Origin of the sequence: Microvirga roseola (assembly GCF_020866965.1) — a bacterium.
In the GTDB taxonomy this organism is placed as follows: Bacteria; Pseudomonadota; Alphaproteobacteria; order Rhizobiales; family Beijerinckiaceae; genus Microvirga; species Microvirga roseola.
This window is the reverse complement of sequence record NZ_JAJATX010000024.1, coordinates 1-25,644: the sequence shown is the minus strand read 5'-3', so window position 1 is coordinate 25,644 and position 25,644 is coordinate 1. Positions and strand designations below refer to the sequence as shown.

General features: G+C 63.6%; 25 protein-coding genes. 20 read left to right on the top strand and 5 right to left on the bottom strand.

The features are described from left to right. Positions 1–212 precede the first annotated feature (212 nt). Positions 213–950: an invasion associated locus B family protein gene (locus LG661_RS14665; protein ID WP_230532642.1), complete on the top strand. Its 738-nt coding sequence runs from the start codon at positions 213–215 to the stop codon at positions 948–950. A gap of 58 nt (positions 951–1,008) precedes the next feature. Here the strand turns inward: LG661_RS14665 and hspQ are convergent, their stop codons facing one another. Beyond that, positions 1,009–1,338 (bottom strand): heat shock protein HspQ, encoded by a 330-nt coding sequence (gene hspQ / locus LG661_RS14660; protein WP_230532641.1) that lies wholly within the window; start codon positions 1,336–1,338, stop codon positions 1,009–1,011. Positions 1,339–1,564: 226 nt separating this feature from the next. Between hspQ and LG661_RS14655 the strand changes: the two genes are divergently transcribed. After that, complete coding sequence (locus LG661_RS14655; protein WP_230532640.1) at positions 1,565–2,533, top strand: AEC family transporter; 969 nt, start codon at positions 1,565–1,567, stop codon at positions 2,531–2,533. Here LG661_RS14655 and LG661_RS14650 read toward each other — a convergent pair. After that, a complete protein-coding gene (locus tag LG661_RS14650) occupies positions 2,530–3,738 on the bottom strand; it encodes a UbiH/UbiF family hydroxylase (RefSeq protein ID WP_230532639.1) in 1,209 nt (402 codons plus the stop codon). The two genes, LG661_RS14655 and LG661_RS14650, sit on opposite strands and share 4 nt — an antisense overlap. A 170-nt stretch (positions 3,739–3,908) precedes the next feature. On the opposite strand from LG661_RS14650, the gene LG661_RS14645 reads away from it, so the two are divergent. From LG661_RS14645 to LG661_RS14610, 8 genes are all read left to right on the top strand, one after another. Further along, positions 3,909–5,456: an ABC transporter ATP-binding protein gene (locus LG661_RS14645; protein ID WP_230532638.1), complete on the top strand. Its 1,548-nt coding sequence runs from the start codon at positions 3,909–3,911 to the stop codon at positions 5,454–5,456. Then, entirely contained in the window at positions 5,446–6,522 is a 1,077-nt protein-coding gene (locus LG661_RS14640) for an ABC transporter permease (protein ID WP_230532637.1), read from the top strand. The genes LG661_RS14645 and LG661_RS14640 overlap by 11 nt, the downstream gene beginning before the upstream one ends. Next, a complete protein-coding gene (locus LG661_RS14635; protein ID WP_230532636.1) occupies positions 6,519–7,436 on the top strand; it encodes an ABC transporter permease in 918 nt (305 codons plus the stop codon). The genes LG661_RS14640 and LG661_RS14635 overlap by 4 nt, the downstream gene beginning before the upstream one ends. Positions 7,437–7,536: 100 nt before the next feature. Next, positions 7,537–8,619, top strand: coding sequence for a BMP family ABC transporter substrate-binding protein (locus LG661_RS14630; protein WP_230532635.1), 1,083 nt, complete (start codon positions 7,537–7,539; stop codon positions 8,617–8,619). Between the two features lie 103 nt (positions 8,620–8,722). Continuing rightward, a complete protein-coding gene (gene pncA / locus LG661_RS14625) occupies positions 8,723–9,373 on the top strand; it encodes a bifunctional nicotinamidase/pyrazinamidase (RefSeq protein WP_230532634.1) in 651 nt (216 codons plus the stop codon). 174 nt (positions 9,374–9,547) lie between these two features. After that, positions 9,548–10,507 carry a lipoyl synthase gene (gene lipA / locus LG661_RS14620; RefSeq protein ID WP_230532633.1) on the top strand — a complete coding sequence of 320 codons (960 nt, stop codon included), beginning with the start codon at positions 9,548–9,550 and terminating at the stop codon, positions 10,505–10,507. Between the two features lie 15 nt (positions 10,508–10,522). Further along, positions 10,523–11,047 (top strand): AAA family ATPase, encoded by a 525-nt coding sequence (locus LG661_RS14615; protein WP_230532632.1) that lies wholly within the window; start codon positions 10,523–10,525, stop codon positions 11,045–11,047. Positions 11,048–11,050: 3 nt separating this feature from the next. After that, positions 11,051–11,521 carry a type II toxin-antitoxin system RatA family toxin gene (locus LG661_RS14610; protein WP_230532631.1) on the top strand — a complete coding sequence of 157 codons (471 nt, stop codon included), beginning with the start codon at positions 11,051–11,053 and terminating at the stop codon, positions 11,519–11,521. Between the two features lie 2 nt (positions 11,522–11,523). Here LG661_RS14610 and LG661_RS14605 read toward each other — a convergent pair whose 3' ends face one another. Together LG661_RS14605 and LG661_RS14600 are read right to left on the bottom strand one after the other, a co-directional pair. After that, entirely contained in the window at positions 11,524–12,012 is a 489-nt protein-coding gene (locus LG661_RS14605; protein ID WP_230532630.1) for a CinA family protein, read from the bottom strand. Then, positions 12,009–13,205, bottom strand: coding sequence for a bifunctional 2-C-methyl-D-erythritol 4-phosphate cytidylyltransferase/2-C-methyl-D-erythritol 2,4-cyclodiphosphate synthase (locus LG661_RS14600; RefSeq protein WP_230532629.1), 1,197 nt, complete (start codon positions 13,203–13,205; stop codon positions 12,009–12,011). The genes LG661_RS14605 and LG661_RS14600 overlap by 4 nt, the downstream gene beginning before the upstream one ends. A gap of 109 nt (positions 13,206–13,314) precedes the next feature. On the opposite strand from LG661_RS14600, the gene dusB reads away from it, so the two are divergent. The 7 genes from dusB to hflX all read left to right on the top strand — a co-directional run bounded on the left by dusB (position 13,315) and on the right by hflX (position 22,541). Beyond that, positions 13,315–14,334 carry a tRNA dihydrouridine synthase DusB gene (gene dusB / locus LG661_RS14595; protein WP_230532628.1) on the top strand — a complete coding sequence of 340 codons (1,020 nt, stop codon included), beginning with the start codon at positions 13,315–13,317 and terminating at the stop codon, positions 14,332–14,334. 2 nt (positions 14,335–14,336) lie between these two features. Continuing rightward, the gene (locus LG661_RS14590; protein WP_230532660.1) at positions 14,337–15,434 is read left to right on the top strand and encodes a two-component system sensor histidine kinase NtrB; all 1,098 of its coding nucleotides are present in this window, start codon (positions 14,337–14,339) and stop codon (positions 15,432–15,434) included. Between the two features lie 13 nt (positions 15,435–15,447). Beyond that, on the top strand, positions 15,448–16,914 hold the full coding sequence (ntrC, locus tag LG661_RS14585; RefSeq protein ID WP_230532627.1) for a nitrogen regulation protein NR(I): 1,467 nt from the start codon (positions 15,448–15,450) through the stop codon (positions 16,912–16,914). Positions 16,915–16,990: 76 nt separating this feature from the next. After that, positions 16,991–19,267, top strand: coding sequence for a sensor histidine kinase NtrY-like (locus tag LG661_RS14580; protein WP_230532626.1), 2,277 nt, complete (start codon positions 16,991–16,993; stop codon positions 19,265–19,267). After that, positions 19,264–20,634, top strand: a complete 1,371-nt coding sequence (gene ntrX, locus LG661_RS14575) for a nitrogen assimilation response regulator NtrX (RefSeq protein ID WP_230532625.1) — start codon at positions 19,264–19,266, stop codon at positions 20,632–20,634. Before LG661_RS14580 ends, ntrX begins: the two co-directional genes overlap by 4 nt. Before the next feature lie 256 nt (positions 20,635–20,890). Then, positions 20,891–21,145, top strand: coding sequence for an RNA chaperone Hfq (gene hfq / locus LG661_RS14570; RefSeq protein WP_114188605.1), 255 nt, complete (start codon positions 20,891–20,893; stop codon positions 21,143–21,145). A gap of 1 nt (position 21,146) precedes the next feature. Continuing rightward, the gene (gene hflX, locus LG661_RS14565; protein ID WP_230532624.1) at positions 21,147–22,541 is read left to right on the top strand and encodes a GTPase HflX; all 1,395 of its coding nucleotides are present in this window, start codon (positions 21,147–21,149) and stop codon (positions 22,539–22,541) included. Here hflX and mazG read toward each other — a convergent pair. Further along, on the bottom strand, positions 22,536–23,381 hold the full coding sequence (gene mazG, locus LG661_RS14560) for a nucleoside triphosphate pyrophosphohydrolase (RefSeq protein ID WP_230532623.1): 846 nt from the start codon (positions 23,379–23,381) through the stop codon (positions 22,536–22,538). The two genes, hflX and mazG, sit on opposite strands and share 6 nt — an antisense overlap. A 132-nt stretch (positions 23,382–23,513) precedes the next feature. Between mazG and LG661_RS14555 the strand changes: the two genes are divergently transcribed. From LG661_RS14555 to LG661_RS14545, 3 genes are read left to right on the top strand one after another with little or no spacing between them, the layout of a single operon-like run. Continuing rightward, a complete protein-coding gene (locus LG661_RS14555) occupies positions 23,514–23,954 on the top strand; it encodes an OsmC family protein (RefSeq protein ID WP_230532622.1) in 441 nt (146 codons plus the stop codon). Positions 23,955–24,014: 60 nt separating this feature from the next. Beyond that, a complete protein-coding gene (locus tag LG661_RS14550) occupies positions 24,015–25,070 on the top strand; it encodes a histone deacetylase family protein (protein WP_230532621.1) in 1,056 nt (351 codons plus the stop codon). 59 nt (positions 25,071–25,129) lie between these two features. Then, on the top strand, positions 25,130–25,522 hold the full coding sequence (locus tag LG661_RS14545; protein WP_230532620.1) for a GFA family protein: 393 nt from the start codon (positions 25,130–25,132) through the stop codon (positions 25,520–25,522). The last annotated feature ends 122 nt before the right edge of the window (positions 25,523–25,644 follow it).

Genomic DNA, 25,644 nt, shown 5'->3' with positions numbered 1-25,644 from the left:
GCATACCGGTGCGTAATGGCAGTTCCTGGGGAAATATTATAAAGAAAGTGGCCCCGTGCGACTGGAAACCTACCCCGTTAAAGGTTAAAGGAGCGCCGCATGTCATGTCTTCGCCTCAATCGGCAAAGAATGACCATCCCATTGCAGGTTGCGAACGCCGAACCATACGGCCCATTCAAAAGCCGGCCTTTCGAGTGAAGAGGAAGTAACATATGTCATTCGCGACACGCCTCGCGAGCCTGGGGGGGAGCCGTGGCCTTGCGACCGCTATGGCCCTTCTGGTGAGCGCACCCGTTCTTGCCCAGACCGCCCCGGCCCAGAAACCTGCTGCCCAGCCTGCTCAACAGGCCCAGCCGCAGCAGCCGGCCGGCCCCATGGTCGTCCAGGTGAAGGCCGAGCCTTCACAGCCGGAATGGACCAAGGTTTGCGGCAAGGATCAGAATACCCAGACCGAGATCTGCTACACCACCCGCGACTTCGTGTCTGACCAGGGCCAGCCGGTCCTGGCCATGGCCGTCTACGACGTGAAGGGCAAGCAGCCCCAGAAGGTAGTGCGCTTCGTGATGCCGCTCGGCCTGCTCCTGCAGCCGGGCCTGCGCTTCGCCGTCGACCAGGGTCAGGCGACTCCCGGCCGTTACGTCATGTGCCTGCCCAACGGCTGCTTCGCCGAGGCTCAGGTGAAGGACGACTTCATTGCCTCCCTCAAGAAGGGCGCGAATCTGAACGTCAGCGTCCAGAACCAGATGGGCCGCGAGATCACCTTCGCCGTTCCGGCTGCCGGCTTCGCCAAGGCCTTCGACGGTGCTCCGATCGACCCGAAGGTTCTGGAAGAGCAGCAGAGAAAGCTTCAGGAAGAGCTCCAGAAGCGCAGCGAAGAGATGCGCCAGAAGATGCTCCAGAGCAGCGGCGGCGCTGCGGCTCCCGCTGCCCCGGTGGCTCCCAAGCCGTAGGGCCTCAGAATACCGAATGGAAACGCCGGGCTCTTGGCCCGGCGTTTTCTTTTTGCCCTCAATGCGAGAGGATCGGCTTGGCCCGGTAGCCCCCACTCGGGTCCCGAACGAACAATTCGGGGATCATCGGGTTGCGCAGGGGCTCGCTCGAATCATCGAGCAGCAGGTTCTGCTCGGACACGTAGGCGATGTATTCGGTTTCCGCGTTTTCGGCGAAGAGATGGTAGAACGGCTGGTCCTTGCGGGGCCGCACCTCTTCGGGAATGGACAGCCACCATTCCTCCGTGTTGTCGAATTCGGGATCGACATCGAAGATCAGTCCCCTGAAATCGAAGACCCGATGCCTGACAACCTGGCCGATTGCGAATTTGGCTGAACTCGCTTTCATGAATCGCTTAACTCCTTGATCCGCATATAGAGATGCGGATCGGGATGTCAAAACCGCCGCCCGTCACGATCCGGAGAGCGCCGGTATGGGTGCGCCCGTGCCCGAGCTCTGCATTCTCGGTCTGCAAGCTTTCCCGAAGTTGGGATTGTCGTAAGGTTGGAACCTTGCCAGAAGAGGCTCCGCATCCGCTGCCGAGACCGACCTCGGACCCCGCCTGGAGCCTTCGATGTCCGAGTTGACCGGCCTGTTCAACCTGCTTGCGCCTTTTTTCGGTCTGATCGGCCTCGGTTTCTTTTGTGGCAAGACCGTCAAGCAGCCCGAGGCTGGGCTCGCCTGGATGCAGTTCTTCCTGATCTATGTGGCGCTGCCCTGCCTGTTCTACCGCCTGATCGCAGACAAATCCCTGGACCAGCTGACGAACTGGCCATTCGTCGCGGCGACGACGCTTTCAACCTTCTGCGCCTTCGCACTATCGTTCTCGGCCGGCTGGCGGCATACCAAGGACCTGCCGCAATCTGTCATGCAGGGCGTCGCCGGGTCCTATTCGAACATCGGCTATATGGGGCCTCCGCTTATTCTCTCCGCTTTAGGCGCGGCCGCAAGCGCGCCGGTCGTCCTGATCTTCGTTTTCGACAACCTGCTCCTGTTCTCCCTCGTGCCGCTTCTGATGTCGGTCGCGGGAGTGGAGAAACTCAGCCTTCCAGCGACGATCCGGAGGATCGTCTGGCGAGTGGCGACGCACCCGTTCAATGTGGCGACCGCCCTTGGCGTCACCGCCAGCTATCTGCATCTCGAGCTGCCGGCGGCGGCCGCCCAGATCGTGACCTGGCTCGCCGGGGCCGCCGCGCCCTGTGCCCTGTTCCTGCTGGGCGTGACCGTCGCCATACGCCCCCTGCGGCGCGTGCCCGGCGAGGTGCCGGCGCTCGTCTTCATCAAGCTGATCCTGCATCCGGCGCTGGTCTGGATCGTGCTGTCGGCCCTGGGCGGTTTCGGAGAGACCTGGACCTACGCGGCTATTGTCATGGCGGCTCTCCCGCCGGCGCTGAACATTTTTGTCATCTCGACCCAGTACAATGTCGGGGTCGAGCGCGCCTCGGCCTGTGTGCTGATCGGAACCCTCGTCTCAATGCTCACCCTGACGGGTGTGCTTTTCCTGATCAGCACAGGCGTTCTGCCCTACGACCTCTTTCCTTAAGCCGCCGACCTGTCCTGCATCAGCCTCGGCACGCCCACTCGGGGCAGCACGCCCTCGCGCATGATGGCCCGGCGCAAGGGGGCGATGTTGCTCAGCGCCAGAAGGCCGGCTCCCCGCAGGAAATCAGCCGGCAGAAGTCCCGTCAGAAGGGTACGGTTGAGCCCGTCTACGGCCGCCGTGCGCATGCGGACATCGAGATCCCGTCCGCTCTGATACTGCTGGAAGGCTGCGTCAGACCCCGGCTCGCGGCCGTCGTCGTGTGCGTCGACCACTGCGTCCCGCAAGGAGGCGACGTCCCGGAAACCCAGGTTCAGACCCTGCGCTCCAATGGGCGGAAAGACGTGAGCGGCCTCGCCGACGAGGGCGAGACGCCGAGACCAGTAGCGGTTTACAGACAACCCGCTCATGGGCACAACACCGCGCGGGCTGTCGATCCGCATTCCACCGAGATGCGAATGCGCCTGTTTCTCGATGGCGCGGGCAAGCGCCTCGTCGTCCAGAGAAACCAAATCCTGCGCCTCCTCGGGACTCGTCACCCAGACGAGGCTGGAGCGGCGGCCTGGCAGGGGGACCAGGGTGAAAGGTCCATGGCGGGTATGAAATTCTGTAGAGGTCTCGCGGTGATCCCGGTCATGGGCCAGGATCACGGTGAGCGCCGATTGGGGATAAGACCAGGTCCGAACACCGATGCCGGCGCTCTGGCGTAGCCTGGAGTTCCGCCCGTCCGCCGCAATGACGAGACCGGCACTGATGATCGTACCATCCGCCAGTGTGATGGAGGCGGCGGTCTCGCCAGCCTCGAACCCGTTCGCGTGTTGGGAAAACACCGTCAGGCCCTGATAGCCGGAGACAGCCTCCGCCAGTTTCTCGACCAGCGTCACATTCTCGATGTTCCAGCCGAAGGCGTCGAGGCCGATCTCCCGTGCGCCGAAAGAGGCCGGTGGCGGCCTGAAAAGGCTCCCTGTGTCATCAATGATGCGCATGGTTTCCAGCGGCGCAGATGCCGGCACAAGGGACGGCCAGACCCCAAGGGCCTCCAGAAACCGCACCGAACCGTTGAGAAGGGCAACCGTGCGCCCGTCGCGCCGGGCGTCAAGACTGCCGATCAGGGCCGTGCGGAACCCGTCGCGGGCGAACGCAAGGGCAGCGCTCAGGCCCACGGCTCCCGCACCGACGATGGCGATGTCATAGTGTTTCTCGGTCACGGATTTTCTCAAGCGTTAGGCTGTGGACGGTTTGCAGACTCACAATAAACCATGCATTCGGCATTGCCGACCTGTATCGCGCATCCCTATGATCGTTCCACAGGGGGATGAGGATCCGCAGGACGCCGCGTTCCAATTCGTCTTCAACGTTCAAGTCAGAGTCGTACTGCGTGAAGCCAGACGTTTCATCATCGGGGCCGCCTCTCGTCGAGTTGAGGGGGATCAGCAAGCGCTACGGCGATCTTCTGGCTAATGACGGCATCGATCTGGCAATCGAGCCCGGCGAGATCCATGCGCTCCTAGGCGAAAACGGGGCGGGCAAATCCACCCTGGTCAAAATTCTCTACGGCGTCATAGAGCCGAGCGCAGGCGAGATCCTCTGGGAAGGACGGCCTGTTTCGATTGCATCGCCGGTGGAGGCGAGGGCGCTCGGCCTCGGGATGGTCTTCCAGCATTTCTCCCTCTTCGACGAATTGACGGTCGCCGAGAACATCGCTGTTGCCCTGTCTGAAGAGTGGTCCCTGTCCTCCGTGCGCGGCCGCCTCGGCGAGATCAGCCGGACCTACGGCCTTGCCCTCGACGCGGACCGGGCGGTCTGGACCCTCTCTGCAGGCGAGCGCCAGCGCATCGAGATCGTCCGGTGTCTTCTCCAGAATCCGCGCCTGCTCATCCTCGACGAGCCGACCTCCGTCCTGACCCCTCAGGAGGCCGAGCGACTGTTCGAGACCCTGGACAAGCTGGCGGCGGATGGCTGCGCCATTCTCTACATCTCCCACAAGCTGGAGGAGGTGCGCCGCCTCTGCCGCCGCGCGACGATCCTGCGGGCGGGGCGGGTTGTGGCCACCATTGATCCGCGTGAGCGCAGCGCCAAGGAGATCGCAGCACTGATGGTGGGCGCGGAGGTCGGGGAAATCCGGGCCGACGCCCCGCATCGCGCGGATGGCGAGCTGCTGAACGTGTCGCATCTCTCCATGCCGCCGGCAGGCCTCCATGGCCAGGCCCTGACGGACATCGATCTTGTCGCCCATGCGGGCGAAGTCGTGGGCATTGCCGGTGTTGCAGGCAATGGACAGAGCGAGCTGTTCGCAGCGCTTTCCGGCGAGCGGACCGCCGGAAGGGCGGACGCCGTTGTCATCGCGGGTCAGGCCTGCGGCAACATGGGCATCGACGCACGCCGGAGGCTCGGCGCGGCCTTCGTCCCGGAGGAGCGGCTGGGCCATGCGGCCGCGCCGACCCACCGCCTGAGCGAGAATACCCTGATCTCCCATGCGGCTGCGGAAGTGAGCCGCTCGGGCTTCATCCTGCTCAATGCCGCCAGACGGCTCGCCCAATCGATCGTCAGGGGTTTCGACGTGCGAACGCCGGAGAACGATCCACCGGCGCGCAAGCTCTCCGGCGGCAACCTGCAGAAATTTGTGATCGGGCGCGAGATCATCCGGCGGCCGCGCCTCCTCGTGGTCGACCAGCCGACCTGGGGTGTCGATGCGGGGGCCGCCCGCCTTATCCGGCAGGCTCTAGTCGACCTGGCCCGCGAAGGCAGCGCCGTCGTCGTCATCAGCCAGGACCTTGATGAGCTATTCGAAATTGCGGACCGCATGGCCGTCATCCACCAAGGCCGCATGAGCCCGCTGAAGCCCACAGCCCAGTGGACCAAGGAGGCCGTTGGCCTCGAAATGATGGGCGTGGCACAGGCTCAGGGGGGCGCTCATGCGGTTTGAGCTCACGCCCCGCGCGAATGTCTCGCCCGTCGCACGGGCCCTGGCGCCAGTCGCCGCCTTCATCACGTCGTTCCTGATCGCGGGCCTCGTCATCTGGCTGATGGGCCGCTCGCCCATCGCCGCTTTCGAAGTTTATGTCACGCAGCCCCTGACAGACCCCTGGTCGCTGCAGGAACTCATCGTGAAGGCGACGCCGCTCGCCCTCATTGCCATCGGCCTGTCCTACTGTTTCCGGGCCAATCTCTGGAACATCGGCGCTGAAGGCCAGTATGTGATGGGCGCCATTTTCGGCAGTTGGCTCGCCCTTGCCACACACGGAACTGAGGCCGGATTCTGGGTTCTCCCCGCTATGCTGTGTCTTGGCATCATCGGCGGCGCCCTTTATGGCCTGATCCCGGCCTTCCTGAAGACCCGGTTCGGCGTTAACGAGATCCTGACCAGCCTCATGCTGGTCTATGTGGCGCAGCTGATCCTCGACTACCTCGCCCGCGGCCCCTGGCGGGACCCGAAGGGCTTCAACTTCCCGCAATCGGTCACCTTCGACCCGGCGGCGACCCTGCCGCCCATCTTGGAAACGGGTCGGGTCCATTACGGGGCTCTTTTTGCGCTCACCGCCATCCTTGTTACCGCCATCATCCTCGGCCGGACCCTCTTCGGCTACCGGCTGAAGCTTACGGGCGATGCTCCCCGGGCCGCGCAGTTCGCAGGTTTCAGCGCCAGGAGCACGACACTCGCCGTCTTCGCCATTTCGGGCGGGCTTGCGGGCCTCGCCGGCATCGTCGAGGTGTCCGGGCAGATCGGGCAGATTCAGCCGTCGATTTCTCCCGGATACGGCTTCACGGCCATTACGGTTGCCTTCCTGGGACGGCTCAATCCCATCGGCATTCTGGTTGCGGCCCTCGTCGTGGCGCTCACCTTCATCGGCGGCGAGAGCGCACAGATCCTGCTGCGCTTGCCGCTCGACCTGACCCAGGCCTTCCAGGGCATCCTGCTGCTGTGCGTCCTCGCGGCGGACGCCTTGGTGAGCTACCGCGTTCGCTTCGTGACAAGGGGAGGGGGCAAGTGACCACTTTCGAGGCCATCCTTCTTACCATCGTCACCGCATCGACTCCGCTGCTGATCGCCGCCATGGGTGAACTGGTGGCGGAGCGCTCGGGCGTCCTGAACCTCGGCGTCGAAGGGATGATGGCCATGGGTGCGGCCTGCAGCTTCGCAGCCGCCGTGACCTTCGACTCGACCCTGCTCGGCGTCTTCACCGGCATTCTGGCCGGGGCCCTGATGGCGAGCCTTTTCGCGCTCGTGGTTCTAGGTTTCGCCGCCAACCAGGTGGGCTCGGGCCTTGCACTCACCATTTTCGGGCTGGGATTGTCGGGTCTCATCGGCGCTCCCTTCGTCGGCGCCCGTCGTGATCCGGTGGCCCCCATAGAAGTCCCGGGACTAAGCGATCTTCCCTATTTCGGCCGCCTTTTTTTTGGGCAGGACCTTTTCGTCTATGCGTCAATCGCGCTCACGATCGTGGTCGCTCTCTACCTTGTACGGACCCGTTCCGGCCTGAGGCTGCGGTCCGTCGGCGAGAACCATGGCTCGGCCCATGCCCTAGGCCTGCCCGTGCGGAGAATCCGCTTTCTGGCAATCATTTTTGGAGGGGCCTGCGCCGGCTTGGCAGGAGCCTATCTGGCACTTGTCTACACCCGGTTCTGGTCGCCAGGCATGATCGCGGGCCGCGGATGGATTGCGCTTGCGCTGGTCGTTTTCGCAGCTTGGCGGCCTGCCTGGGTTCTCGTCGGAGCCTACATCTTCGGTGCAGCGACCGTGCTCCAACTCCACGCGCAAGCCGCCCAGTTCGGCGTCCCGTCCCAGCTCCTATCCGCCGTGCCTTATCTCGCCACGATCCTCGCGCTGCTGCTCCTGTCCCTCCGCCACGGACGGGCCATCGGCGCACCGGGATCTTTGGGTGCGCCGTTCGTGCCTGATCGTTAGGCAAATTGGCAAAATAGTGATCAGGTTGGCGGCCGTGAGCCTCTTGCGGTAAGTGTTTAGAACTGCGACGTAAGCCCGAACATCAACCAGGGGAGAGCCCATGTTTTCACGGACCATCTTCGGCGTTTTGGCAGGGGCCGCAGCCCTGGCCGTTGCAGCCGGCGGCGCTGTTGCGCAACCCAAGGACAAGGTCAAAGTCGGCTTCATCTATGTTGGCCCGGTCGGTGACCATGGCTGGAGCTACCAGCACGATCAGGGACGCCTCGCCATCGAGAAGGCTTTCGGTGACAAGGTCGAGACCACCTACGTGGAAAGTGTGCCGGAGGCCGATTCCGAGCGCGCCATCGAGCAGCTCGCACGCACGGGCCATGACCTGATCTTCACGACCTCCTTCGGCTTCATGGAGCCGACCCTCAAGGTTGCGAAGAAGTACCCGAACGTGAAGTTCGAGCATGCGACCGGCTTCAAGCGCGCCCCGAACCTTTCGACCTACGCGGCGAAGTTCCACGAGGGCCGCTACATCATCGGCCAGATCGCCGGAAAGATGACCAAGACCGGCACCATCGGCTATGTCGGGGCCTTCCCGATCCCGGAAGTGATTGCCGGCATCAATTCGTATTTCCTCGGCGCGCAGTCGGTGAACCCGAACGTGAAGCTGAAGGTCGTGTGGGCCAACACCTGGTATGACCCGGCCAAGGAAGGCGATGCCGCCAAGGCGCTCCTCGACCAGGGCGTCGACGTGCTCGCCCAGCACACGGACAGCCCGGCTCCGATCCAGGCCGCCGAGGCCCGCGGCAAGGTCGGCTTCGGTCAGGCCTCCGATATGGAGCGCTTCGCTCCGAAGGCCCAGCTCACGGCCATCGTCGACAACTGGTCTGACTACTACGTCGCGCGGACCAAGGCCGTCCTCGACGGCACCTGGAAGTCGGAGGACACCTGGGGCGGACTGGCCTCCAACATGGTGGTCATGACTCCCTACAAGAACATGCCCGACGACGTGAAGAAGATGGCCCAGGAGACCGAGGCTGCCATCCGGTCCGGCCAGCTCAACCCGTTCAAGTGTCCGGTCTATGGCCAGGACGGCAAGGAAATCGAGTGCAAGGGCAATGGCGCCCTTTCCGATGAGCAGGTGCTCGGCATGAACTTCTACGTGAAGGGCATCGAGGACAAGATCCCGCAATAAGCCTGCGGACCTCATTCGAGAATGGATCGGGCGGCCAAGCGATTGGCTGCCCTTTCCGTTCGGAGACCTATATCCACGGCTGGATTGAGGAGAGGATAAGAGGATGGCTGGAGAGGACGTGGCGGGGCTGGGTGCCGGTGATGTCCTCATCGCCGTGGACGTACAGTACGACTTCCTTCCCGGCGGCGCACTCGCCGTACCGGACGGGGATGCGGTGATCGAGCCCATCAACCGTCTGGCGCAGGCCTTCCGCCATGTGGTGATGACCCAGGACTGGCACCCGGCCGGGCATGCCTCCTTCGCTTCCAGCCACCCCGGCAAGCAGTCCTTCGAGATGGTCGAACTTTCGTATGGTCCCCAGGTGCTATGGCCGGATCACTGCGTTCAGGGTACACTCGGCGCCGAGATCTCGCGGGATCTTCACATCCAGCATGCCCAGCTTCTCATCCGGAAGGGATACAATCCGGCCATCGACAGCTATTCGGGTTTCATGGAGGCGGACCGACGGACTTCGACAGGGCTGGCGGGCTATCTGAGGGAGCGCGGGTTCCGCCGCGTCTTCTGCGCCGGACTCGCCACCGATTTCTGCGTTGCCTGGACCGCGCTCGACGCGAAGGCAGCCGGGTTCGAGACCTATCTGATCCAGGACGCCTCCCGGGCCATCGACACCAACGGCTCCCTTGCTCGCGCACTGCACGATCTGAACGCTGCCGGAGTACGGACGATCCGAAGTGAGCAGCTCCTCGCAAGCTAGCCTCCCGGTTCAGAATTGACCCTTCCTTCACCGAGGCGTGCCAAAGCTTAAGCTTAGCCTGGATACGCAACCCGGCCTTCGCATCTGAGCATTTGCGATTGGGCGCGGGAGGCCTTAAATCAGCCTCGACATCGAGAGGGGACGAGGTCCCTTCGCCGCTAGGATTTCAGCCTCATGGCCGTCGTTCTCGACCTCCTGAACAAGGACAACCGTCCCCGCCACCCGGAAAAGGCGCATCGGCCGGACCAGCCCGTTCAGCAGCGAAAGCCCGACTGGATCCGCGTAAAGGCGCCGGGATCGCCCAAATGGGCCGAGACGAACCGGATCGTGCGCGAGAACAAGCTCGTGACGGTCTGCGAGGAAGCTGGGTGCCCGAATATCGGCGAGTGCTGGGAAAAGAAGCACGCCACCTTCATGATCATGGGCGACACCTGCACACGGGCCTGCGCCTTCTGCAACGTGAAGACGGGCCTACCCGAGGCTCTCGACCCGAATGAGCCGGAAAACGTCGCCAAGGCGGTGGAGAAGCTCGGCCTCGAGCATGTGGTGATCACCTCGGTCGACCGCGACGACCTTGCTGATGGCGGCGCGCAGCACTTCGCCGACGTGATTCAAGCCATCCGGGCGCACAGCCCAAAGACTACGATCGAGATTCTCACCCCCGACTTCCTGAGGAAGCCTGGCGCGCTTGAGGTTGTCGTGGCCGCCAAGCCCGACGTGTTCAACCACAATCTAGAAACCGTGCCGTCCAAGTACCTGAAGGTCCGTCCCGGAGCGCGCTATTTCCACTCCATCCGCCTGCTGCAGCAGGTCAAGGAGATGGACCCGACCATCTTCACCAAGTCAGGCATCATGGTGGGGCTGGGCGAGGAGCGGAACGAGGTGCTCCAGCTTATGGACGACCTGCGCTCGGCGGACGTGGATTTCATGACCATCGGCCAGTACCTCCAGCCGACGAAGAAGCACCACCAGGTGATCCGCTTCGTGACGCCGGACGAGTTCAAGGCTTATGAAACCACCGCCTATGCCAAGGGTTTTCTCCTGGTCTCTGCGACGCCGCTGACGCGCTCCTCGCACCATGCGGGCGAGGATTTCGCCCGCCTGAAGGCGGCCCGCTTGGGCAAGATCGGCTGAACCACCGGATGGGGCATGCAGCGCATTCTCGTTATCGGCAGCCCCGGAGCGGGCAAGAGCACCCTGTCGCGCCGCTTGGCGGAGCGCCTCGGCCTGCCCCTCATTCATCTCGACCGTGAGTATTTCGGCCCCGGCTGGGCGATGCCCTCTCGGGAGGAGTGGCGGCAGCGGGTGGCGGAACTCGCCGCGCACCCGGCATGGGTCATGGACGGCAATTATTCGAGCACCTTCGATATTCGTGTGCCCCGGGCCACCGCCATCGTATGGCTGGACATGCCACGCTGGCGCTGCATGACCGGCGTGGTCCGCAGGGTCGCGGAGAATTACGGCCGGACCCGCGCCGATCTCGGGCCCGACTGCGTCGAGAAGTTCGACTGGTCTTTCATGCGCTGGATTTGGTCCTACCCCTACAAGATGCGGCCCAAGACCGCTCGCATGCTCCAGCGCCTGCGTCCGGACCAGCGCGCATTTATCGTTCGATCCCATTCCGAGATCCCGGCCCTCGAGGCCGAACTCGCATCCCGCCAGGAGGCCGCCTAGCTCATGCCGACCTTTCGCACGACGCGGATCGTGAAGCACACGCCGGCCCAGATGTTCGCGCTGGTCGCGGATGTGGAGCGCTATCCCGAATTCCTGCCCCTCTGCGAGGACCTGCGCATCATACGCCGGGTCCAGAGTGGGGAGGGGATCGAGATCCTCGTCGCGAACATGACGGTCGGCTACAAGGCTATCCGGGAGAGCTTCACCAGCCGGGTGACCCTCGACGACCCGCGCCGGAAGATCCAGGTCGAATATGTGGACGGGCCGTTCAAGTACCTCGAGAACCGTTGGACTTTCCGCGATGCGCCGGGCGGCGGCTGCGAGGTGGAGTTCTACATCAACTACGAGTTCAAGAGCTTTGCGCTCGGCATCCTGATGGGCAGCGTCTTCGACCGCGCCTTTCGCAAATTTGCGGAGGCCTTCGAGGAAAGGGCTGATATCGTCTATGGCGAGCCGTCACGGGCCCAGGCCTGAGATCAGCGGACGGCCTGCTCCAGAAGCGTGAGCGCATCCTCCACCGCCCGGCGACGTACGGTCTCGCGTCCGAGATCGCCATAGCGGCGCTCCAGGTGGATTGTCGGTGAGCCTTTCTTCGCTAAGCCGAAGTGCACCAGCCCAACGGGCTTGGATGCCGTCGCGCCGCTCGGCCCTGCGATTCCTGTGATTCCGACCGCCACATCGGCGTAGGAGTGGGCCAGTGCCCCCTCCGCCATTGCCCGCGCCACCGGCTCACTGACGGCGCCATGGGCCACGATGAGGTCGGCCGGGACGCCGACGAGCTCGGTCTTAGCCTCGTTGGAATAGGTGATGAACCCCCGCTCCACCACGGCCGATGACCCGGCGATCTCCGTCAGCAGGGCGGCCACGAGGCCCCCGGTGCAGGACTCGACAGTCGCAATTTTCAGGCCCTTCCCGGCATAGGCCTTCAGAAGGGCGGCCGCGCGGTCCTTCATTTCGGGCGTCATGGGCTTGTCTCCGGCAGGCGGATGGTCGCCGCGGCCTGCGCCGCGAGGCCTTCGCTGCGGCCCGTGAAGCCGAGCTTTTCCGTGGTCGTCGCTTTGAGCGAAACCTGATCGATCCGAAGCCCGCAGATCTCCGCGATGCGGTGGCGCATGGCCTCGCGATGAGGACCCAGGCGCGGCTTCTCGCACAGAAGCGTCGTGTCGAGATGGTCGACCAAGCCGCCGCGGCGGCGCACGAGAGCGATCGCATGAACCAGGAAGCGATCAGAGGACGCGCCGCGCCATTGCGGATCGCTCGGCGGAAAATGAGTGCCGATATCGCCGTCGGCGAGGGCGCCCAGAATCGCATCCGTCAGGGCGTGGAGGATCACGTCCCCGTCCGAGTGGGCGATGACGCCCCGGTCGTGAGGAATCCTGATCCCGCCGAGCCATACATGGTCGCCATCGCCGAAGGCATGGACGTCGAAGCCGGTGCCGAGACGGGTCACGTAAGCCATGGGAGAACCTTTCAGCCGCCGCTCGGCCTCATCGAAATCGGCGGCATGGGTGAGCTTGATATTGCCGGGCTCGCCCTCGAATACATGGACAGGCATCCCGGCCCACTCGGCCAAGGCTCCGTCGTCGGTAAAGTCGTTAAGGCGGGAGAGGGCAGCTTTCCGGTGTGCATTGAGGAGCGCTGCAAACCCGAAGGCCTGGGGTGTCTGAACCGCGCGCAGGCTCGCCCGGTCGGGCGTAACGACGACCGCGCTCTCTTCACCGATGACCTTGATGGTGTCCGTGACTGCAATACCCGGAACGGCCGCCTGCCAGCGCCGTCCGGCCTCAATGGCGCGGTCGAGGAGGTCCGCGCCTGAGAAGGGACGGGCTGCGTCATGGATAAGGACGATCTCCGGCGCGGTGCTGGCCAGAGCCTCAAGCCCATGCCGGACCGAATCCTGCCGGGTTTCGCCGCCATAGGCATGAGGTAGAAGACCTGTGAGCAACTCGCCCGAAATATCGTGGATGGCTTCCCGGTACAGTTCCTCGTCATCCGGGTGAATCACCACGATCGTACGGTCGATACGGGGGGGCTTGAGGAAAACTTCGAGCGTCCGGGCGAGAACCGTTTTGCCATCCAGGGGGCGGAACTGCTTGGGAACCCCTTCGCCGGCTCGGGATCCTCGACCTGCGGCAACGATGAGGGCGGCAACTGACATTGGGGAACGCTCTCCTGTGCCTGCTCTCCTAAGCGCGAGCCCGGGAGAAGGCAAATCTCGCCTCGGAAGGGCTTGCGTTGCGGCCTGAAATGGCTATCCATTAGGCACAATGAAAATTGATCAAAAATTAGGCGCGTCAGGATTTCACATCGGCTCGGTCGAGGTCGCCGCTGCTGCCGTCCTCGCACCTCTTTCCGGCGTGACCGATGTCGCTTTCCGCCGCATCGCCAAACGTCTAGGGGCAGGCCTCGTCGTATCCGAAATGGTGGCCTCCGACGAACTCGTCCAGGGCTCGGAAGAGGCGCAGCTCAGAGCGGAGGGGACGGGAATCGAGCCTCATGTAGTCCAGCTCGCCGGCTGCGAGCCGCGCTGGATGGCGGAGGCGGCCCGCGTCGCGGAAGGGGCGGGGGCACGCATCATCGACATCAACATGGGCTGTCCCGCGAAGCGCGTGATCGGGGGTTATGCCGGCTCCGCCCTGATGCGCGATCTCGACCATGCCTGCCGCCTCATCCAGGCGACGGTGCAGGCGGCGAATGTACCGGTCACCGTGAAGATGCGGCTCGGTTGGGATCAAGCCACGATCAACGCCCCCGAGCTCGCTCGGCGGGCCGAAACGCTCGGCGTGAAGGCCGTGACGGTCCATGGCCGCACGCGCCAGCAGTTCTACAAAGGCCAAGCTGACTGGAGCGCTATTGCACCGGTTGTCCGGGCCGTCAGCATTCCTGTGATCGCCAACGGCGATATCGGCACTCTCGACGATGCGAGGGCCTGCCTCTCGGCCTCCGGCGCAGTGGCCGTCATGATCGGCCGCTCGGCTGTCGGCCGGCCGTGGCTTGTCGGTCAGATCGGCGCGGCCCTGCAGGGGAGCGTCATGCCCGATCCCACGCCCAGCGAAATGACGGCTCTCGCCATTGAGCACTACGAAGGTCTCCTGTCGCTCTATGGCGAGAAGACCGGCATCCGCCATGCCCGCAAGCACCTCGCGGCCTATGCGGATGTCGCCGCAGCTTCCGGCTTCCATGTCCCACCCACCGTCCGGACGGGGCTCGTAACATCCGAGGAGTCCGAGACCGTCATTGCGCTGTTGCGGCACGTCTATACCGAACGGAAGCGGGAGGCTGCCTGATGATGATGGGCATCAATGATCTCATCATGAATGCTCTGCCGCTTCCCGTTCTCACGGTGGGACCAGAGCACCGGGTCGTTCACGCCAATGCGGCGGCCGAGTCCTTCTTCGAGATGAGCCTGCGCATGATGCAGCGTCAGAAGCTCAGCGACATTCTACCCTTCGGCTCGCCGGTCATGGCGCTGGTCGAGGATGTCCGGCAGAGGGGCTCCAGCGTCAGCGAGCACCGGGTGGACATCGGCAGTCCGCGGCTTGGGCCGGAGCGGATCGTCGACGTCTTTGCGACGCCATTAGGTGACGACAGCGAGAATGTCATCGTCATGCTCCAGGAGCGGACCATCGCCGATAAGATGAACCGCCAGCTCACCCATCGCGGAGCCGCCCGATCGATCACGGCCCTCGGCGCGCTTCTGGCGCACGAGATCAAGAACCCGCTTTCCGGAATCAGGGGCGCCGCGCAACTCCTTGAGCAGTCGGCGGATGAGAACGACCGGCTCCTGACGCGTCTGATCTGCGACGAGACTGATCGCATCGTCAAACTCGTCGAGCGCATGGAGCTCTTCGGCGAAGAACGTCCGGTCGAGCGAGGTCCGGTGAACGTCCATGGCGTGCTCGATCACGTAAAGCGCCTCGCGCAGTCGGGGTTTGCCCGCCACATCCGCTTCGTCGAAAACTACGATCCGTCCCTGCCGCCGGTCCTCGGCAGCCGGGATCAGCTGATCCAGGTTATCCTGAACCTCGTCAAGAACGCAGCCGAAGCCATCGGGATCGATGCCATGGACGGCGAGATCACGCTCTCGACCGCTTTCCGGACCGGGGTGCGCCTCCAGGTTCCTGGCTCGCAGGAGCGGCTAAGTCTGCCCATCGAGCTCAGCATCAGCGACAATGGTCCCGGCATTCCGTCCGACCTGTTGAGCGATCTCTTCGACCCCTTCGTCACCACGAAGGTTTCTGGAAGCGGGCTGGGGCTTGCGCTTGTCGCCAAGATCGTCGGCGACCACGGCGGCATCATCGAGTGCGAGCCGGCTCCCAGACGGACAACCTTCCGAATTCTCCTGCCGATGCACCGCGCCAATGACGGGCGCGAAGCTGATTTGTGAGGCTCAAAGACCCATGCCCAGCGGACAGATTCTTCTCGCCGATGACGATGCCGCCATCCGGACCGTCCTGAACCAGGCCTTGTCGCGGGCGGGTTATGAGGTCCGCTCCACGAGCAATGCCGCCATTCTCTGGCGCTGGGTCTCTCAGGGGGAGGGTGATCTGGTCATCACTGACGTAATGATGCCGGACGAGAACGCCTTCGATCTCCTGCCTCGCATCAAGAAGATGCGGCCGGAGCTGCCGATCATCGTCATGAGCGCGCAGAACACCTTCATGACGGCGATCAAGGCTTCCGAACGCGGGGCCTACGAATACCTGCCGAAACCCTTCGACCTGAAGGAGCTTGTCGCCGTGGTCGGGCGGGCGCTTTCGCGTCCCCGCACTCTTTCCAATGCGAATGCCGCGCCCGAGAACGAGGACATTCCCCTCGTTGGCCGTTCGCAGGCCATGCAGGAGATCTACCGGGCCCTGGCCCGCCTCATGCCGACTGATCTCACCGTGATGATCACGGGCGAGTCCGGTACGGGTAAGGAGCTGGTGGCCAAGGCTTTGCACGACTACGGCAAGCGGCGGCAGGGACCGTTCGTCGCCGTGAACATGGCGGCAATTCCGCGAGAACTGATCGAATCCGAGCTCTTCGGTCACGAGAAAGGGGCGTTCACCGGGGCGACGGCGCGCAACACCGGCCGCTTCGAGCAGGCCGAGGGCGGCACGCTCTTCCTCGACGAGATCGGCGACATGCCTATGGAGGCGCAGACTCGCCTTCTGCGCGTTCTCCAGCAGGGCGAGTACACGACCGTCGGCGGTCGGGTGCCGATCAAGACCAATGTCCGCATCGTGGCTGCGACGAACAAGGATCTCCGCGTCCTCATTCAGCAGGGCCTCTTCCGGGAAGACCTGTATTTCAGGCTCAATGTCGTTCCCCTGCGCCTTCCGCCCCTGCGCGAGAGGGTCGAGGACATTCCCGACCTCGTGCGTCACTTCTTCGTCCTGGTGGAGAAGGAAGGCCTTTCCCGCAAGCAGCTTGATGTCGAGGCCATGGACCGGCTCAAGCGTTATCGCTGGCCCGGCAATGTCCGCGAGCTGGAGAACCTCGTGCGCCGGCTCGCGGCGCTCTATCCGCAGGACACGATCACCGGCGCCATCATCGAGGCTGAGCTGGATGCCCAGCCCCTGCTGCCCACCCAGCCGGCGGTTGCTGCCGGCAAGACGGCTCCCGCTCCGCAGACTTCCGAGGGACTGTCGGACGCCGTCGAGCGGCATCTGGCGGAATATTTCTCTGGCTTCAGGGACACGCTGCCGCCACCGGGCCTTTATCACCGGATTTTGCGAGAGATCGAGGGGCCGCTGATCGGGGCGGCGCTGGCGGCAACGAGGGGCAATCAGATCCGCGCTGCGGAGCTTCTCGGCGTCAATCGCAACACCCTGCGGAAGAAGGTCCGAGACCTGGAACTGACGGTTATGCGGACAAACAGGTGACAGGCTGCGGCGCTGTAATAATTTGACCACAGTGTTGTGTTGGTGCATCACCCTTTAGAGGGTGCTGGAAACGACGGTGCCCAATCTTGCGGGGCCCGTCTTGATCAACCAGGACATTCACTCACATCGCCAGACCTCTGAGCCGACGCAGAGCAGCCTTACCTGGATCGGCTATGCAGCCGTGCTCACGGCCCTTGCCTCGGCGCTTGCCACCTTCCTGATTTTGGCAGGCGCGACGCCGATCCTGCCGACCCACAACGTCGTCATGTGGGTCTTCATCCTCAACGGCGTTCTCATTCTCCTCCTGATCGGCATTGTCGCCTGGAAGGCGCGCAAGCTGGTTCGTGAAAGGCGGGCGGGGGCGGCAGCCGCCGGCCTCCATGTCAGAATCGTCGGCCTCTTCAGCCTCGTGGCGGTTCTGCCGGCTATCCTCGTAGCCGCTGTGGCGACGGTGACCCTTGAGCGTGGCCTCGATCCCTGGTTCACGGGCTCCCTGAAGGAACTGGTGTCCAACACGGTGGCCATCGCCCATTCCTACCGCGAGACACAGTGCAGATCCCTCGCCCGCGAAACGCGGCTCATGGCGGCCGACCTCAACCGGGCAAAGGTCCTGTACGACGCCGACCGCAAGCTCTTCCGGGATTTCGTGAATTCCCGGGCCACTTTCCTCGGCTTCCCGCTCGCCATGATCCTGGAGCCTAACGGCACAGTCGTCGAGAAGTTCGAGGCGAAGCCCCTGGAAGGCGTGCCGCAGCCGACCCAGGAGGACCTGGCGGAGGCAAGCACTCAGGAAGCCCTCTGCCTTTTTCCGCGAACCGGCAACATTTTCCGATCCGCCCTGAAGCTGGAGGCGCATGGGGGGCGCGTGCTCTATGTTGCCCGCGAGGTCGATCCCCGCGCGGTCGAGTTTCCTGCGGTAGCGGAGGCCGGCGTCGCGTTCTACGAGGCTCTCGATCAGAAGAAGGCGGGCATTCAGGTCGCCTTTGCGTCGATGTTCACCCTGATCGCTCTGATCGTCCTTCTCTCGGCCATCTGGTTCGGGCTCAATTTCGCAAACCGGCTCGTCGCGCCGATCCGCCGCCTGATCCATGCGACCGACCAGGTGGCGACGGGCAACTTCTATGTCCAGGTGCCGATCCGGCGCGGTGAGGGGGATCTCGGCCATCTGGGCGAGACCTTCAACAAGATGACCTCGGAGCTACGCCGCCAGCATGACGGGCTGACCGCCGCCAGCGATCTCATCGACCGCCGCCGCCGCTTCACCGAAGCGGTTCTCGCCGGCGTCTCGGCCGGCGTCATCGGCATCAACGTCCGAGGCCAGATCACAATCGTCAATCCGTCCACCGAAGCCCTGCTCGGCACCTCACGGGAGGAACTTCTCGGACGGCCGATCACGATGATCCTGCCCGAGGTCGCCAGTCTCGTGGAAGAGATGAGCCAGGGCCGACAGCGTCTGATGCAGCAGCAGATTCAACTCTCGCGACACGGCAAGGAGCGGACCATCAATGTCCGCGTCACCAGCGAGCAGGCGCGCAGCAAAGAGCGGGACCTGGTGATCACGCTCGACGACATTACCGATCTCGTCACGGCTCAACGAACCTCCGCCTGGGCGGATGTGGCCCGCCGTATCGCCCACGAGATCAAGAATCCGCTCACCCCGATCCAGCTCTCCGCAGAGCGCATCCGCCGGAAATACGGCAAGGTCATCACCACGGACAGGGAGGTCTTCGACCAGTGCACTGACACCATCGTGCGGCAGGTAGACGACATCAAGCGCATGGTGGACGAGTTCTCCTCCTTCGCCCGCATGCCGAAGCCGACCATCGGGAATGAGGATCTTGCCGAGACAATCCGACAGGTTGTCTTCATGATGCGGATCGCCCATTCCGAGATCCGGTTCACCGATCAACTCCCGCAAGGAGCGGTCGTCGCGCCGTTCGACCGTCGCCTTCTGTCACAGGCCTTTACGAACATCGTCAAGAACGCCACCGAGGCGATCGAGGCGGTGCCCGAGGCCGAGCGGGGGCAGGGGGAGATTTCGGTGATCCTGGACAATACCCATCCCGACTACCTGATCATTGCCGTGACCGATAACGGCAAGGGCTTCCCGGTCGAGGGCCGGCAGCGCCTGCTCGAGCCTTACATGACGACCCGCGAAGGCGGCACTGGCCTTGGTCTTCCGATTGTCGCGAAGATCCTGGAGGACCATGGGGGGGGAATGGAGCTGGTGGATAATCCGAACGGACGGGGCGGGCAGGTTCGCATGTGGATACCGAAGACGAAACAGGTTGCGCTGGAGGAGGCATCCGTTGCATCCACCATCCGCAACGACGCACGTAGGGCAAGCCAATGAGTGCTGACATTCTCGTCGTCGACGACGAAGCCGACATCCGTGAACTCGTAGCGGGCATCCTGGAGGATGAAGGGCACCGCACACGCACGGCGGGCACCTCGGACGAGGCTCTGGCCGCGATCGAATCACGCCGTCCGCATCTGGTCTTTCTGGATATCTGGCTGCAGGGCAGCCGCCTCGACGGACTCCAGGTCCTCGACATCGTCAAGGCCCAGCATCCGGATCTGCCTGTCGTCATGATCTCCGGCCACGGCAATATCGAGACGGCCGTATCGGCCATCAAGGCGGGAGCCTACGACTTCATCGAGAAGCCATTCAAGGCGGACCGGCTAGTTCTCGTGGCCGAACGGGCGCTGGAGGCCTCCCGGCTCAAGCGCGAGGTCCGCGACCTGCGGGCTCGCTCCGTGCAGGCGACCCGCATTGCCGGAAAGTCCATCGTCATCAACCAGCTGCGCCAAGCGGTCGAGCGGGCTGCGCCGACGAACGCGCGCATCCTCATCACCGGCGCCCCGGGCTCGGGCAAGGAGCTGACTGCGCGGACGATCCATGGCCTGTCGGCCAGGGCCAACGGGCCCTTCGTGGTCCTGTCGGCTGCGACGATCACGCCAGAGGTCATGGAGGCGGAACTCTTCGGGACCGAAGGCGAGGAGGGCAGGGGGCGCAGGATCGGCGCTCTCGAAGAGGCCCACGGCGGGACACTCTATATCGACGAAATCGCGGACATGCCGCGCGAGACGCAGAACCGGATCCTGCGCGTTCTGGTGGATCAGAACTTCCAGCGCGTGGGCGGCACCACCCGGGTTCATGTGGATGTGCGGATCATCTCTTCCTCGAGCCGCGATCTGCCGGCGGAGATCGCGGCCGGGCGCTTCCGCGAGGATCTCTTCCACAGGCTCGGGGTCATTCCGATCCGTGTGCCGTCCCTGGCCGAGCGGCGGGAGGACGTTCCGGAGCTGATCGAGTTCTTCATGGAGCAGATCTCGTCCACCACGGGCCTGCCCAAGCGCCGGATTGCCGAGGACGCGATGGCGGTGCTCCAGTCGCATGATTGGCCCGGCAATGTACGTCAGCTCCGCAACAACGTGGAGCGGCTCATGATCCTCACATCTGGCGATCCGGATGCGGAGGTCACGGCCGACATGCTACCCTCCGAGATCGGCGCACTCGTCCCGACGACCCCTGGAGGCTCGGGGGGCGAGAAGCTCATGAGTCTGCCTCTTCGCGAGGCTCGCGAGATCTTTGAGCGCGAATACCTGCTAGCACAGATCGCCCGGTTCAGCGGCAACATCTCACGCACGGCGGAATTCATCGGCATGGAGCGCTCGGCCCTCCATAGAAAGTTGAAATCCCTGGGAATCGGCGGCTGAACGGCCAGTCCGAAGCAGGGAGGCGGCGTTCGTCCACGGGTTGAAGCGTCGATTCCCATCCATAGGAATAACGGTCCTCTCCTCCATCCACGGGAAAATCAGCTCGGAGGGGGTAGAATAGCCATGTCCCCCTTGTCTTCCCGTGGGCTTCGCCCTGTAATAAGCGTGCCGGTCAGCGACCGCACGAAAGCGGACAACCATATACAGGCGGCCCAATAGCCAAGACCGGCGGCGATGGGTTGGCGAGGCAACTTCAATGGCGGGCGATCGCGCGCAGAACCTCCAGGACACGTTTCTCAACTACGTCCGAAAGAATAAGATTCCCCTCACGATCTTCCTTGTAAACGGCGTCAAGCTGCAGGGAGTCGTCACATGGTTCGACAACTTCTGCGTCCTTCTGCGCAGGGATGGTCACTCCCAGCTGGTTTACAAACACGCCATTTCCACCATCATGCCAGGACAGCCCGTCCAATTGTTCGACCAGATCGACGAGGCTGGCGAAAAGGCCTGAGGTGACGGAACCGAAAACTCCGGGGGAACATCGTCTCGCACAATTGGCCGAACCTGAGAAAGAGGTTGCGGCTGGTACGCGGACGCTTGTCGTCGGCCCTTACCTGACGCGCAGGCGGCGGGCTTCCGTCGCCAGCGATGGCGAGGATGCCAACCCGCGTCCTCCTGAGGCGCGCCTCGACGAGGCGACGGGCCTGGCCGGAGCCATCGATCTCACGATCGTCACATCTTTGATTGCGCCTTTGTCGTCACCCCGCCCGGCCACCTATATCGGCAGCGGCAAGGTCGACGAACTCGCCGCCTTCATCAGGGCAGAGGAGATCGGCCTAGTCGTCATGGACTGCGCGCTCAGCCCCGTGCAGCAACGCAATCTGGAGAAGGCCTGGGGCGCCAAGGTCATCGACCGCACTGGCCTCATTCTTGAAATCTTCGGCCGACGTGCCCGGACCAAGGAGGGAACACTCCAAGTCGAACTGGCGCATCTGTCCTACCAAAAGGGGCGTCTGGTGCGCTCCTGGACCCATCTCGAACGCCAGCGCGGCGGCTTCGGCTTTCTCGGCGGTCCCGGCGAGACGCAGATCGAGGCGGACCGGCGGCTGATCCAAGAGCGCATGAACCGGATCGAGCGAGACCTCGAAGGCGTCGTGAAGACCCGCAATCTGCACCGGGTCAGCCGGAGGAGGGTGCCTTATCCGATCATTGCACTCGTCGGCTACACTAATGCCGGCAAGTCGACCCTCTTCAACCGCATGACCCAGGCCGAGGTGCTGGCCGAGAACATGTTGTTCGCCACCCTCGATCCCACATCCCGCGCCATCGAGCTGCCGCATGGCGAGAAGGCGATCCTGTCGGATACGGTCGGGTTCATCTCAGACCTGCCGACCATGCTCGTCGCTGCCTTCCGCGCGACGCTGGAGGATGTGGTCGAGGCCGATATCCTGCTCCATGTTCGCGACGTCTCCCATGGAGAGACAGAGGCCCAGGCCGGCGATGTCGCCGTCGTTCTGCGGGAGCTCGGAATCGATCCCGACGATACGAGGCGGATCATCGAGGTCTGGAACAAGGCCGATCTCCTTCCGCCTGCGGATCATGACAGGCTCGCGGCGACCTCCGAGCGGACAGGCGAGGAGAGGCGGCCTATCCTCATCTCGGCCCTGACGGGTGAAGGTGTGCCGGAACTGCTCTCGACCATCGAGCAGCATTTGGCCCTCGGACGCCTGACCTATGAGGTCGACGTGGCTCCGGAGGACGGGCAGGGGCTTGCTTGGCTCCATGAGAATACGGAAATCCTGAGCCGCGAGACGAAGGAGAACGGACATTCCGTGCTGCACGTCCGGCTGGTCTCCGGCAAGGAGCCGCGTTTCCTTAACCGGTTCCCGCAGGCCCGGGTCCTATGAGGATGCGCCGGGCTCCCGCTCGGCGTGCTTGGCCTGGACCCACAGCGATTCCATTTCCTCCAGGGATGCTTCCTCAAGACTTCTGCCTTGTGTCTTCAGGGCCTGCTCGACGGCCCCGAAACGCCGCTCGAACTTGGCGTTTGTCCGCCTCAGGGCATGTTCAGGATCGATGCCGAAATGGCGGGCGAGGTTCGTCACCGAGAAGAGCAGATCCCCGATTTCGTCCTCAATCCTATCTCTTTCGCCAGATGAAGAGGCTTCTTTAACCTCCTCAAGTTCCTCGTGAATCTTGTCGATTACCTGAACCGGATCCGGCCAGTCGAAGCCGACCTTAGCGGCCTTGGCGGTGAGCTTCTGGGCGCGGGTCAGCGCGGGTAGGGTGGCTGGAATACCTCCAAGGAAGCCGGCTTCATGCGCTTCCGGCTCGAGACCCATCTTCTCCCTAGCGGCGCGGCGTTCCTGCTTTTCTTCGCGCTTGATCGAGTCCCAGAGGCTTTTCACCTCTGCCGGAGACAAATCCTTCGCGCTTCCAAAGATATGGGGGTGACGCCGAATGAGCTTGCGCGTGATGGCCTCCACCACATCCGGGAAGGCGAATGCCCCCTGTTCCTCGGCCATCCGGGCATGGAAGACGACCTGGAGCAGCAGGTCGCCGAGTTCGTCCTTGAGATCGGCCAGATCGCCGCGCTCGACGGCATCCGCCACCTCATAGGCTTCCTCGATCGTATAAGGCACGATGGACGCGAAGTTCTGCTCCAGATCCCACGGGCAGCCTGTGTCAGGCGTGCGAAGGGCCGCCATGATCTCCAAGAGCCGCGCGATATCGGAAGAAGGCTTCATGAGGGGCTCCCTGGTCGTCACGGCGCTTCATAGCCCGGGCCCGCTCACCCAAGCCAGCGGGAATTGCCCCATAATCTGCGGAATCAGGCTATGAAGGCCTACAGAATTCGAACCCAGAAGGATGGAGAGCACATGAAAGCGCGGGTGAAGCTGGTCGATGGAATGATGTTTGTTGGCGAATCCGGCAGCGGTCACGCGGTGGTCATGGACGGAGCGCCGGAATATGGCGGGCGCAATGTCGGAATCCGCCCGATGGAGATGCTGCTCATCGGGCTGGGAGGCTGCACGGCCTTCGACGTGGTCCAGATCCTGCGCAAAGGCCGCGAGGACGTGACGGACTGCGAGGTCGAGGTCACCGCCGAGCGGGCCGAGACAGACCCGAAGGTCTTCACCGCAATTCATGTCGATTACCGTGTGAAGGGCAGGGACCTTGCACCGGCCAAGGTCGAGCGCGCCATCGAGCTGTCCAAGGAAAAGTATTGCTCCGCCTCGATCATGCTGGGAGCAGTGGCCAAGATTACCCACAGCTGGACGGCAGTCGATGAGGATTCCGCGCTAGAAGCGACTACCTAAAGAGCGCAGGCCAGCCTAAGTTCACCCGTCCTGACCCGGCTCATGGCCCAGGAGACAATGATGAAGCTCTTCTTCACAGAAGCCCAGCTCTCCCATCAGCCCAAGCAGTACATGGTCCACGGCCGGATCGTCGAGCCGTTCGAAAACCCGAACCGGGCAACGACGCTCGTCGACGCCCTGACCGCGCTGGGGCTGACCAGAACGGAGCCTCAGGATTTCGGCCGGGACGCCATCCTCAAGGTGCATGCCGATCATTACGTCGCGTTCCTGGAAGAGGCCTACGACCGCTTCATGGAACTGCCGAACCACGGTCCGGAAGTCCTGCCGAACGTCCATCCTTACCAGGGGGCCAGCAGCGCTTTCGTGGAACGCGGCATGCCGCGGACAACAGGCATTCTCGGACGCGCGGGCTGGTATATCGGCGACATGTCCTGCGCCATCATGGATGGAACCTACGGGGCCGCGTACGCCTCGGCACAGACCGCCATCGCGGGGGCCGAGGCGGTGCTGGCCGGAGAGCGAGCTGCCTTTGCCCTGTGCCGACCGCCTGGCCACCATGCCTATGCGGACCGTGCCTCGGGCTTCTGCTTCTTCAACAATGCCGCCATCGCTGCGGAGGTGTTCCGCCGTCATTTCAACCGTGTCGCCATCGTCGACTTCGACACCCATCACGGAGACGGCACCCAGGCGATCTTTTATACGCGCGATGACGTTTTCTACGGCTCGGTCCACACGGACCCTTCGGCCTATTACCCGCATTTCGCCGGCTATGCGGACGAAACCGGCGCCGGGCCGGGCGAGGGCGCCAACATCAACCTCCCGTTGGCGCAGGGCGCGACCGACGAAGCCTTCATCGATGCCAACCAGCGCCTGGCGCTGGCTGTCCAGGGCCATGGAGCCGAGGCGCTCGTCCTATCGGCGGGCTGGGATGCGCATCAGGACGACCCGCTCTCCAAGCTCAAGGTCACGTCGGACGCCTTTGCGCGGATCGGCGAGATCTGGGGCAAGACCGGCCTACCGACCCTGATCGTACAGGAAGGCGGCTATTCGCTGGCCGCTGTCGCCGAAGCCGCACCGACCTTCATCCAGGCCTTCAGGGCGAATGCGGCCGAGTGAGTTCGGACGAGGCGAACGACGGTACCTTACTACGAGCGGGATTTCTGAGGAGACGCAGCATGGACCGATTCACTGGTGGTTGCCTGTGCGGCAGCGTCCGAATTGTGGCCTTGGGACGCCCATACAGGGTCGGCCTTTGTCATTGTCTCGACTGCCGCAAGCATCATGGGGCCGTATTTCACGCTTCTGCGATTTTCCCTCAGGATGCGGTGACGATCGACGGCGAAACACGCGACTATGCCGGGCGTCATTTCTGTCCCCGTTGCGGCTCATCCGTTTTCGCACGCACCGCGGACGAAATCGAAGTGAGCCTGGGATCCTTGGACGCCCCTGACCAACTGATGCCAACCTACGAACTCTGGACCGTCCGCCGCGAGTCTTGGCTGCCGCTGTTTCCGCTTATGAGACGGTACGAGCGTAATCGTGAAGCCACGAGCCGCTTTGAGGAGTAGGTGACAGAGATGGTGTGCGAAGGCACCGTTGCGAGGGGGGCGAGACGCGAAGCCCCATAGATAATGTCATTGCAAGGTAGAAATGGCACTCAGCGTGCAAAGTAGAAATGACACCAGTGTAT